The organism is Candidatus Jordarchaeum sp. (assembly GCF_052745115.1).
Genome location: NZ_JBRAKS010000139.1, coordinates 1 through 9,837, shown reverse-complemented (window position 1 = coordinate 9,837; position 9,837 = coordinate 1). Strand labels below are relative to the sequence as shown.

The 9,837-nt window shown below is 39.8% G+C and carries 10 protein-coding genes; 5 read left to right on the top strand and 5 right to left on the bottom strand.

Features of this window, described 5'->3' with window-relative positions:
• Window positions 1–172: 172 nt before the first annotated feature.
• Window positions 173–1,033, top strand: a complete 861-nt coding sequence (locus ACUVXA_RS11080) for a sugar phosphate isomerase/epimerase family protein (protein ID WP_445871324.1) — start codon at window positions 173–175, stop codon at window positions 1,031–1,033.
• Between the two features lie 136 nt (window positions 1,034–1,169).
• On the top strand, window positions 1,170–2,117 hold the full coding sequence (locus ACUVXA_RS11075; protein WP_445871323.1) for a 3-keto-5-aminohexanoate cleavage protein: 948 nt from the start codon (window positions 1,170–1,172) through the stop codon (window positions 2,115–2,117).
• A 127-nt stretch (window positions 2,118–2,244) separates the two neighbouring features.
• Here ACUVXA_RS11075 and ACUVXA_RS11070 read toward each other — a convergent pair whose 3' ends face one another.
• Entirely contained in the window at window positions 2,245–3,195 is a 951-nt protein-coding gene (locus tag ACUVXA_RS11070) for a hypothetical protein (RefSeq protein ID WP_445871322.1), read from the bottom strand.
• Between the two features lie 128 nt (window positions 3,196–3,323).
• Here ACUVXA_RS11070 and ACUVXA_RS11065 point away from each other — a divergent pair, with 128 nt between their 5' ends.
• Together ACUVXA_RS11065 and ACUVXA_RS11060 are read left to right on the top strand one after the other, a co-directional pair.
• A complete protein-coding gene (locus ACUVXA_RS11065; protein WP_445871321.1) occupies window positions 3,324–4,037 on the top strand; it encodes a DUF362 domain-containing protein in 714 nt (237 codons plus the stop codon).
• Window positions 4,037–4,621, top strand: coding sequence for a hypothetical protein (locus ACUVXA_RS11060; protein ID WP_445871320.1), 585 nt, complete (start codon window positions 4,037–4,039; stop codon window positions 4,619–4,621). Before ACUVXA_RS11065 ends, ACUVXA_RS11060 begins: the two co-directional genes overlap by 1 nt.
• Before the next feature lie 100 nt (window positions 4,622–4,721).
• On the opposite strand, the gene ACUVXA_RS11055 is transcribed toward ACUVXA_RS11060, so the two are convergent.
• Window positions 4,722–5,411, bottom strand: a complete 690-nt coding sequence (locus tag ACUVXA_RS11055; RefSeq protein ID WP_445871319.1) for a hypothetical protein — start codon at window positions 5,409–5,411, stop codon at window positions 4,722–4,724.
• Between the two features lie 440 nt (window positions 5,412–5,851).
• The gene (locus ACUVXA_RS11050; protein ID WP_445871318.1) at window positions 5,852–6,778 is read right to left on the bottom strand and encodes a manganese-dependent inorganic pyrophosphatase; all 927 of its coding nucleotides are present in this window, start codon (window positions 6,776–6,778) and stop codon (window positions 5,852–5,854) included.
• Window positions 6,779–7,032: 254 nt separating this feature from the next.
• Between ACUVXA_RS11050 and ACUVXA_RS11045 the strand changes: the two genes are divergently transcribed.
• Window positions 7,033–8,751 (top strand): APC family permease, encoded by a 1,719-nt coding sequence (locus ACUVXA_RS11045; protein WP_445871317.1) that lies wholly within the window; start codon window positions 7,033–7,035, stop codon window positions 8,749–8,751.
• A 152-nt stretch (window positions 8,752–8,903) separates the two neighbouring features.
• On the opposite strand, the gene ACUVXA_RS11040 is transcribed toward ACUVXA_RS11045, so the two are convergent.
• The gene (locus ACUVXA_RS11040; RefSeq protein WP_445871316.1) at window positions 8,904–9,305 is read right to left on the bottom strand and encodes a hypothetical protein; all 402 of its coding nucleotides are present in this window, start codon (window positions 9,303–9,305) and stop codon (window positions 8,904–8,906) included.
• A 259-nt stretch (window positions 9,306–9,564) separates the two neighbouring features.
• On the bottom strand, window positions 9,565–9,732 hold the full coding sequence (locus ACUVXA_RS11035) for a hypothetical protein (protein ID WP_445871315.1): 168 nt from the start codon (window positions 9,730–9,732) through the stop codon (window positions 9,565–9,567).
• Window positions 9,733–9,837: the final 105 nt, after the last annotated feature.

Sequence of the window (9,837 nt, the reverse complement as noted above, 5' to 3'; positions counted from 1 at the left end):
ATCATAGAAGAGAACAAAAAACTATACAACAGGAGCTTTGTCTGAACATATGGAAATATCTACTAGTATAGATATTTTTAAATATTTTTTCGTTTCGTTTTACTGTTTAATAGACTGAAAGATATCTGTGGATATGCCAATTTCTTTATAATAATATAGGAAGATAAGAACAATGTCAGCCATAGGGTTTTCAAGCACATTATTCCTAAATCTGACCCTGGAGGAAATTATTGAAAAATCAGCAGAGTATGGTTATAATTCAATAGAAATTTGGGCAGACCTACCCCAAAAATGGTCAGGTAATTTCGATGAAAAAGAACAGTATAAAATAGCGGAGATAATCGAATCACATGGTTTTCAGAGCTCAATACATGCCCCGATCTGGGATATAAACATCGCTTCACACATCACCAACTTCCGAAATGAATCTGTAAATCAGATAAAGTGGACTATGGATCTAGCTCAAAATCTGGGCTCCAAGCTAATTACTCTCCACCCTGGACACATACCCCCCTATCCCTTTATCCCCTCTTTACGTGAAAAAGGTAAAAAGAATTTTCTGGATTCACTTCAGAAGTTGATTGAATACTCGGTGGAGACGGGAGTCCTGATAGGTTTAGAAAACATTCCCATAAGCTTGAGTTTCTGCTACACCTTAGAAGATCTTGTCGAATACATTGGTAGATTTGATAACCTAAATGTTACTCTGGACATAGCTCATGCTTACATAGTTTTAAAATTCTTTGAATTCCTAGATTCCAAAAGAGTATCAATTTCTCCTGAATCCCGAATAGCGGATACCATAAAAAAACTAGATAAACGTCTCATCAATATTCACCTACACGATAATGATGGCTCATACGATGCACACAAAATTCCGGGAGAAGGTAAAATATACTTCAATCCCATAATGAAAGTCCTCAAAGAAATAAACTATAATGGGTTAATCGCATTGGAGATATGGGGCTCCAAAGATCCTAGCAACGCGGCCCTACAAGCCAAAAAAGCAATAGAAAAACTGCTAAAACGTTAAACCACACCATCAGCTATAAAGCCTTAATGAAACTTCTATTATTATCTTTACTATCTTTACCCAAAACTTAATATAATTCAACAATAAACCATATTTCTATAATCTATATCCAAATATTTTGGGAGGTAAAATCTTTATGGCAGAATTATCCGCTTGGAAAGAAAAGTGTATAATAACTTGTGCACTTACTGGAGGTGCAACCTTCCCCCAGCAATCGCCATACATACCTGTAACACCCGATCAAATATCTGACGAAGCTAAGGCGGCCCGTGACGCGGGCGCAGCAATAGTCCACGTACACGTAAGAAATCCAAAAACGGGATTACCCACCCCCGACCTAGGAATCTGGAGAGAAAACCTTGAAAAAATCAAGCAAAAGGCTGACGACCTTATAATTTGTTGCACAACTGGTGGCGGCAAAGACATGACGGCAGATGAAAGAATAGCCCCTGCTGCGGAATTCGCTCCAGAAATGTGCTCCTGCAACACGGAAACTATGAACTTTTCAATGTTCCCACTAGCTGAGAGATTCAAAGACGATGAATTACTTTATGCAATTCTCATGTCCACAAAAGACTATGTTTTCAAAAACACATTCGCTGACGTAGAGAGATTTATGACCGTCATGTATGAGAACGATGTCAAACCAGAGTTCGAATGTTATGGCCCTAATGGACTCTGGAACCTAATGGCCATGATAAGATTCGGATGGGTTAAGCTTCCCGCTCACATGCAGTTCGTATTAGGTGTGTTAGGAGGAACGGGAAACACCGTCTATGAACTTACCCACATTTATACCGAGGCTCAAAGAATATTGGGCAATCAGAATTTCACATGGAGTGTAATAGGCGTCGGATACCCAAGACAATTCCACTTAGGCGCTGTAGCTGCAGTCATGGGTGGGCACGTGCGTGTTGGTCTTGAGGATAACCTGTTCATTCGATACAGAGAATTAGCAAAGGGTAACGGTCCCATAGTTGAAAAAATGGTAAGAATCATAGAGGATCTGGGTCGAGAAATCGCTACCCCCGATGAAGCTAGGAAAATGTTGGGACTTAAGGGAATCGACAAGGTCAACTTCTAAACTTACTCCCCCTTCCTTTCTTTATTAAATTGCCTTAAAGTGTGAAAAAAAGTTATTTTTAATCATCCTAAGTTACATGATTTTCACTTTATATTCGGTAAATACTTTGAATTTTTCTGGGTTACTATTACTTGAATATGTCCTTGGTCTTCTTCTCCATTTCTTTAATGTCGCCTTTCTTTAATTTTTTAGGATTATAATATTTTGCTCTGGATGATTCAGGCAGCCAGTTATCGGGTACACTTATGGATTTGGTTTCTCCACTCGGACCCGGTGCGGGTGCAGGTTCTGTTGAGTATGCTGGTGCTGCAGCTTGAGGTGGACCATAGTCTCCCATATAGGCAGGTCCACTCGGGGCTTGATAACCTGTGCTTGAACCTGGACCATATTCTTGAACTGGTGATGGGCGGGGAACTCTTATCTGGGCTTCTGGTCTGATTTTTCCTAAAACTCGGGATACCTCCTGTCTCAGCTGCATTGAGGGTGGGGGTGTATACCCTCCCGGACCATAGGGGGTTTGCGTTGCTACAACAGCTTGATCATGAAGTTTATTCATTTCCTTTGCAAAAACCGAAGGCTTTACGAATTTTTCCTCCACTATTCCCCCTCTGATGGGTCTATATCCTCCTGCTCCTTCATCTCGTGATGGTCCTCCGATTCCTAGATCTTCTTTTGTGACAAAACTTGCGTGTTCTATGGTTCTTCTTGTAGGTTGTCTGGTTGGAGTGCTTGGCATGTAACCAGTTTCTGCTTCAGATACGCTTGGACGGGTAGCATGAGTTTCCACCGCTGGTGTATATTCTTCTATTGTTGGTGGAGTATATCTCTCCAGTACTGAGGCTTTACTTAATGGTGTAGGTCTTGGCGTGACTCGGGGTCTGGTTTCTCCCCCTTCTCCTGCGAAGGAGGACCACGATTCAATTCCGTCTATTCTACTCTCGAGGTCTGTTATTTTTTGGTTTACAAAAGCCATTTCTTGCCTGACAGTTTCAGTATATTGGTCAAAGACTTCTGCAATCTTTTCAATCCCTTGCTCCAACCTCTTTAAGGCCTCTTCAACACGCTTATCTTTACCCATAAAGGGCACTTCCTCTAAAACTCCATTAATATTTAAATAATTTATACTTTTACAACTATAAATATTTATCAGTCAAAACTAGGGTCATAAAATCAACATAAATGTACAAAAAAAGAAGGTTAAAGAAAGTGTTAATTGATGAGGAAAAGTGTGTGGGATGCGGTAACTGTTTACCATACTGTACAGTAAACGCGATTCACCTACTAGAGGGAACAGCCCAGATAGATCAGGATAGGTGTGTGGAGTGCTACACTTGCTATCGCATCTGGATTTGCCCGGAGGGAGCAATTAAGCCCGCGGTCCTTGAGTGGCCTAGGGAGATTAGAAACCCTTTCAGCGATGTGGTGGGAACTCATAAGGTTACCGGTATTCCAGGGAGGGGAACAGAAGAAATGAAAACCAATGACATTACTGAGAGATATGGTCTGGGCGAGGTGGGATTTTGTGTGGAACTGGGGAGACCCGGTGTGGGAACTAGCTTTAAGGAGGCTGAGAAAATTTCAACCATCTTAGCCTCAAAAGGAGTGGTATTTGAGAAGCAAAATCCTTATACGGAGCTGATAGATGACTACGGGAAATTGAGATTCAATATTGGCGAAGAGAGGGTTCTTTCTTGCTTAATTGAATTTAAAACCAAAATAGAAAATGTTCCAGAAATACTCAGATCACTAAGAAGCCTGGAAAGTGAGGTCGAGACCGTTTTTACGGTGGGAGTGATTTCCCGGTTTAATCCTGATGGATCTATTCCCGTACTTCCCCTAATTGAAATGGAGGGTTTCGAGGTGAGGCCTAATGCAAAAATCAATCTGGGCCTGGGAAAAAGACCTGGAGGCGATTTGTAATGACGCACACTCTGCACCGTATGGGTGATGAGGATTCCCTGAAAAAAGACTACGTTATAGTGGCTATCTTTGCTCATGGAATAAATAATGTTCAACCAGATTCACGGGCAAAGCTCCTAAAAGTAGCTGAGATACTAAAATCTCAAAAGCCAGTAAATATGATAAATGAAATTCTTTGGAACCTTACACCGGCTATTCAAGCGGTTTACGACGACAGACACGCATTTAAAACTGCTCTGAGGCTTCTTAAGAAAGAGAATTTGGGAATATCAATCACGGTCAGCGGACTAATATCCGAAGTGAAAGAAGTCGCAGAGGAAATTGGTCTCAAGTTGCACACGATTAATCTATCCCTAGGAGTATTCGGAAACAAAAAACTACTTCCTTCAGAAAAAATATTAGAAATAACCTCCATGTGCGGACACCACTGCGTATCGCCGAATCTAGTTAAAAATTTAATACAACAAGTAAATAAGAACAAGATAACCCCTGAAGAAGCGGCTGAGGAACTCTCTAGACCCTGCATTTGTGGCGTCTTTAACAAAAGCAGAGCCACCGAGCTAATAAAGAATATGTTCAGTTGAAAATAAGAAAAAAAAGGATTCTTTTAATAGTTTTCATTTCTTTTCTCTCATCCAAGACCTAGGCCATATGTTACCATGGGTGGTGAACCTGATTGTTTGCTCAGATTTCAAAGATTCTTCCTACGCAGTGTGGTTGGTCAAATGTATCCAGCTTGTAGTCAAGAGGCTTTCCCGTTATTATGCTTACCCCTGCAGTGTTCCCTATTAGTGCTACGCATTCCTGTCCCCCAACCATTCTGGTGACGCCTTCTTCAACCATTTTTCTGCAAACATCTTTGTGCGGGCAGTTCTCAAACATTTCATCTAAAATCACACTGTCTGACTCTCTTACCACGCGTTGAGGTACTCCAATCTTGGTGGCAGAGAGCAACTTCATGTGCTCCTTTAAGGCTTCGAATATGTCTTCCGTTTTCCCCTTTAGCTGTTCTAGCACACCCGAGTCTTCGATCATTTTTTTAATTACATTATAAGCTATGTTTTTTGAACCTGAACCTGAGGCTCCTTCAAACTTCTTCTCAGCCATAGCAATTCCGAAGATCAGGGAGTTGTAGCCTCTTGGGTACTTGCTTTTAGTTTCCATAATGTATTTGGTAACCTCTTCTAAGTCATTTATATTCGCCGGCGTGGGGTCGCTCGTTTTCTCAGAATGGAACTCTAAAGCGTATTTTGCAATCATTTTGGTAAAGGCTGGCCCAAATAGACTTTCAATTCTTCGAACAGCCTCAACAATAAACATTGTCATTGGTTCAAAATCAACAGAGTCCTCTTTAACGACTTCTTTATTCGACAATTTAATCCCTCACTTTTTTACTCGAAACTTTGGAGAGAGTGGTTCTTAGAATATATTCTGAAGAAACCACACATCTCTTTTTTTAAATCTTTAAATTAATATATTTGTTTATACATTCTGTATCTTAATTAATAAACCTTACTATCTTAATAATAAAAAAGAATATTTTTACTTTATCTTAAATACATTTCGTAATATTATTAATACCTTTTGTATACTTCTTTACCCAATTACATACCTAGGGATTTCGTTTAACGACCTAAACCCGTTGACACTCCGCGATCTATTTTTATAGGAATAGCTAAATCACCGAATAGGAGGTTTTCTAAATCTGGCATCTGTGGCGTCTTTAACAAAAGCAGAGCCTCCGATCTAATAAAAAATATGGCAGAAGGCAAAATAATAGGTAGGTGAAATTATCTCTCAAGACTTGTTAGTTTTTAGCTTATTGTTTTTTCGAGTGGCGGGATTACTTGCTTTTTTCTGGACATCATACCCTTTATGTACACTGAATTATCTTTCAGTTCCGCGTTGAAGGCTTTCTTGGTCACTGAGCTATCCATATCGCCAACTACTAGGAGCTCTGTCCCCTCCTCTATGATGTCGGTGAGCATCATAAAAATCATATCGTATCCTTCTTGCGTGGTCATCCTCTCCATTTCTTTAAGTATTTCCCTTTTTCTGCTTATAGCTTCATTTATGTCCACTATTTCCACTTGCCCCACGCCCACCTTTTTACCACCGAAAGTATAGTCTTTAAAGTCAGAGTGAATGATGTCCTTGGCACTTTTTCCCTCTAAACTAGCTTTAGCCTTCTTAACTTCAACTCCAAATTTCTGGGGATCCACACCCACAATTTTGGCCAGTTTATCGGCAACCTTTTTGTCGCGATTCGTAGATGTGGGAGACTTGAAAACCACAGTGTCAGAGAGGATAGCTGCCAACATTATACCCGCCATCTTTTTATCCAGCTTTACTCCCTTGTCAAAGTACTTCTCCGCAACCAGTGTTGACGTTGACCCTACGGGTTCAGTGTGGAAAAATATAGGATTTGCTAGTTTGAACTCGATGCGATGATGGTCCAAAACCTCTATTATTTCAGCTTTTTCAGCTCCGTCCACAATCTGTTGAAACTCATTATGATCCACTAAGATCAGCTTTTTTCCCTCAGCGTTTTTAAGCAACTCCGGGACATCAATACCAAAGTTTTTAAGAACATACTCTGTTTCCGGGTTGATCTCGCCTGCTCTCGCGGCTTTAGCCGCAGGATTTTCTCCCGTTATCCTCTTATAATTCGCATAAGCGATAGCAGCACAAATCGAATCAGTATCCGGAGACTTGTGACCGATAATATAAACCTCGGACATTTTAACATACCTCATAGATTCTTAACCACACTTTTTACATAACATGAATATAAAACATTCGTCTAAAATTTTTCAAATATGTTTTTTAATAAAAACTAATTTTAAATTTATAGAATTCCTATAATATTTTTATAATATTAAACCCTTTGAGTGGTTTAATAACGGTTTTATACTCATGAGTACAAGTTTTAAATATTTGTATATCGACTTTTAATATCGTAAATTCATTTAAACTACTTTAGAGGTTAGAGAAAATGTCCGGTTCTAGTAGCGGTAAGAGGATTGTTTTCACCCGTGATGCTACAGGTTTGGTCAGAGAAATTTCAATTAAAGACGCTGTTGTCATAACTTTCTCCTTCATCATTGCTGGTGGAATAATGTTTCTATCGGTTCAATCCCTAGCTCCCGGGTTTTTCCCAGGGGCAAACTTATCAATGTCTTACATTGGTGGTCTGCTTCTAATGCTACCTATTTCAATAGTTTACGCTGTACTTGCAAGGGCGATGCCCAGAAGTGGTGGGGATTACGTATACATTAGCAGAATTCTTGGCCCTGGATGGGGGTTTATTGCCTCTTGGGGCTCATGGATAGTGGCTATGTTTACTATAGGTGTTCTATGTTTCCAAGCGGTTTCATTCATAAGCCTTTTCACTACTTATTACGGTCTCTGGACATGGAATCTGGGTCTTCTAGGATGGTCAATTCAATTAACAGATCCTGCTTGGAGTGTAGTTTTCGGTATAATACTAATTATCTTCTTTGGATTAGTGTTGATGGTTAGTATGAGAGGCTCCCTCTGGATTATGCGTATTCTCTTTGTTTTACCTCTTCTAGCTGGTGTAGCAACAATCTGGGTTTTAGGAACCCACTCGCCTATTGATATGCTGTGGGCTTGGAACACTATTTTCGGCTGGGAAGGATCCAGCCTCTTCGGAATTCCCTTAGGAGCATATGGGGAGATATTCCAGCTAGCTTATCGGTGGTGGTGGTGGCTCTTCGCTTTTAACGCCTCATTTAACGGATTTGGAGACACTATGGGAGCGGTCATTGTGGCCATGTTCGCGTTTTCAGGCTCAATGGTTATTACCTATATTGGTGGAGAAGTAAGAGATACTAAGAGAACATTTTTCTACGTTATGGTTGTTGGTCTCTTTGCAATAGCTTTATTCTACTTAGGGATACTATATCCTCTTCAAGCTAACTATGGCCCATTCATTTCAGCCTACAATTACCTTACATACCTCAAGAGCGGTGATGGTAGCATATTATACTGGTGGTTGTGGGGAAGTCAGCTAAACCCGGCTAACTTTCAATACTGGATTCAGTACGGAGCTTGGAGCTATCTTGGAAGGCTTCCGACACCAATACCTGCTAGCGTCCCCTTCTTTGCAGCTCCTCTAGCTGGATTAAACTGGTTGGGACTCTTCATCATCGCTGGCGGCACATTATGGCTAGTTAACTATATTATGCCTGGTCTTCTAACAACTTCAAGGTACATTTTCGCTTGGAGCTTCGATAGATTAATGCCTACTAGGTTAAGCAAACTAAGCGAAAGAAGCAATACACCAATATATGCGATCGGTGTTTCAATGCTTATCGCTATGGTGGGAGTTACTCTGAGCTACTGGAGCGCACTTCAACAAGCACTAAATATAATATTTCTCTCAGTCATCGTCATAGCCCTAACAGTTATATCTGGACTAAGATTTTATGCTAGGAGGAGAGACCTTGCTGAAGTTACATACTATCCTAGGATTGGAAGAGTTCCAGTCCTCATAATCTCAGGCATCATAGCCATCATAGCAGTTATTCCACTACTATTAGCGGCACTTGCAACCTTTAACATTGGTTCACTACTAATAGGCTTAATTGTATACCTAGTTGGAGCATCCATCTATCTCATAATGAAAAGGCGAAACAAGAAAGCAGGTGTGGACATAGAAACAATATTCAAAGAAATACCTCCCGAATAAAATCCTAAAAAATGCTTTCTCTCTCCCTTTTTTCTTTAAATCCCAACAAAAATTTTCACATCTCTGTATGTAAAAATCAAAACTCTTTTTCACCATTCTTAATATAAAGTTTTGTAAACGAGCAAATAATTCTAATTGCGTCCCATTTCTATCTATTTCTTTTCTTTTATGTTTACTATGTACTCAAACAAGTTACAGCGAAGTTTTGTGGCCATAGGATTCACTCCAAAGACTACCGAGAGGTAAAATGTACAAGCAAACACTTTTATCCCAAGTTTTAATTGACCAATAAGAACTCTTAGAGAGTTTAACCAGCCTAAGAATACACAGATTAATATAATATACAAATCCTCTAATCTGGGAACTTCAATAATATTTTTCAGTACGCAAAGGTGGAAGTCGAGTCTGCAGAGTTGACAAAAAGTTGAAATACCTTTTAACAATTTTGGATCAACGTATGAGAAGTTGCTAATCCCGCCGCCCCAAAGACCCTTAGAGAAACGGTCAACGGTCTTAACATCAGAGTTAACATGAATGCTATCAATACATGCCAACAGCAACACTTTAGAATTGGCACCTACAATTTCTATTTTATTGTCAATAACACTTGTGGATATATTATCAGTATCTTGGTCAGCTTTTGAAGTTACCTTGTACCCTATCACCTCGAGCTTTTAGGCCATGTTACTAATTTTATTTGGAGGGGTCATAAATCATAATTTTAAGACTTGCAACATCAGGACAAGCTCTAGGGAAAATATTAAACTCAAAATAATTTGTTGCTACCATGCCGCCGCTTGGAGACTCAAATATTTAATCTAGTTTTAACAGGTGTTTCAAATTCAGGTATTTTAAAACTTGTTTTCCCAAAAAAGGAACCCTTATCCTGCGCCGATCGGACACGGTTCCCAGACTTTCCAGAGACAAACTATCCTCAGGGTCGGTAACAAAATTCCATTCACCATTAAGATTAATTCTCAAATCAAAACACCCCCTTAACCTATAAAATATAGAGCTCTTTCATAGTTTAAAAAACCGTTGTCCGAAACTTACCCATTTAGGACACCGCCTAAATGGTGTTCGGTT

Coding starts and splice junctions, on each gene's coding strand:
- ACUVXA_RS11070 (WP_445871322.1), bottom strand. CDS start 3,195: ATGGGTAAAGATAAGCGTGTTGAAGAGGCCTTAAAGAGGTTGGAGCAA.
- ACUVXA_RS11045 (WP_445871317.1), top strand. CDS start 7,033: ATGTCCGGTTCTAGTAGCGGTAAGAGGATTGTTTTCACCCGTGATGCT.
- ACUVXA_RS11060 (WP_445871320.1), top strand. CDS start 4,037: ATGACGCACACTCTGCACCGTATGGGTGATGAGGATTCCCTGAAAAAA.
- ACUVXA_RS11075 (WP_445871323.1), top strand. CDS start 1,170: ATGGCAGAATTATCCGCTTGGAAAGAAAAGTGTATAATAACTTGTGCA.
- ACUVXA_RS11050 (WP_445871318.1), bottom strand. CDS start 6,778: ATGTCCGAGGTTTATATTATCGGTCACAAGTCTCCGGATACTGATTCG.
- ACUVXA_RS11080 (WP_445871324.1), top strand. CDS start 173: ATGTCAGCCATAGGGTTTTCAAGCACATTATTCCTAAATCTGACCCTG.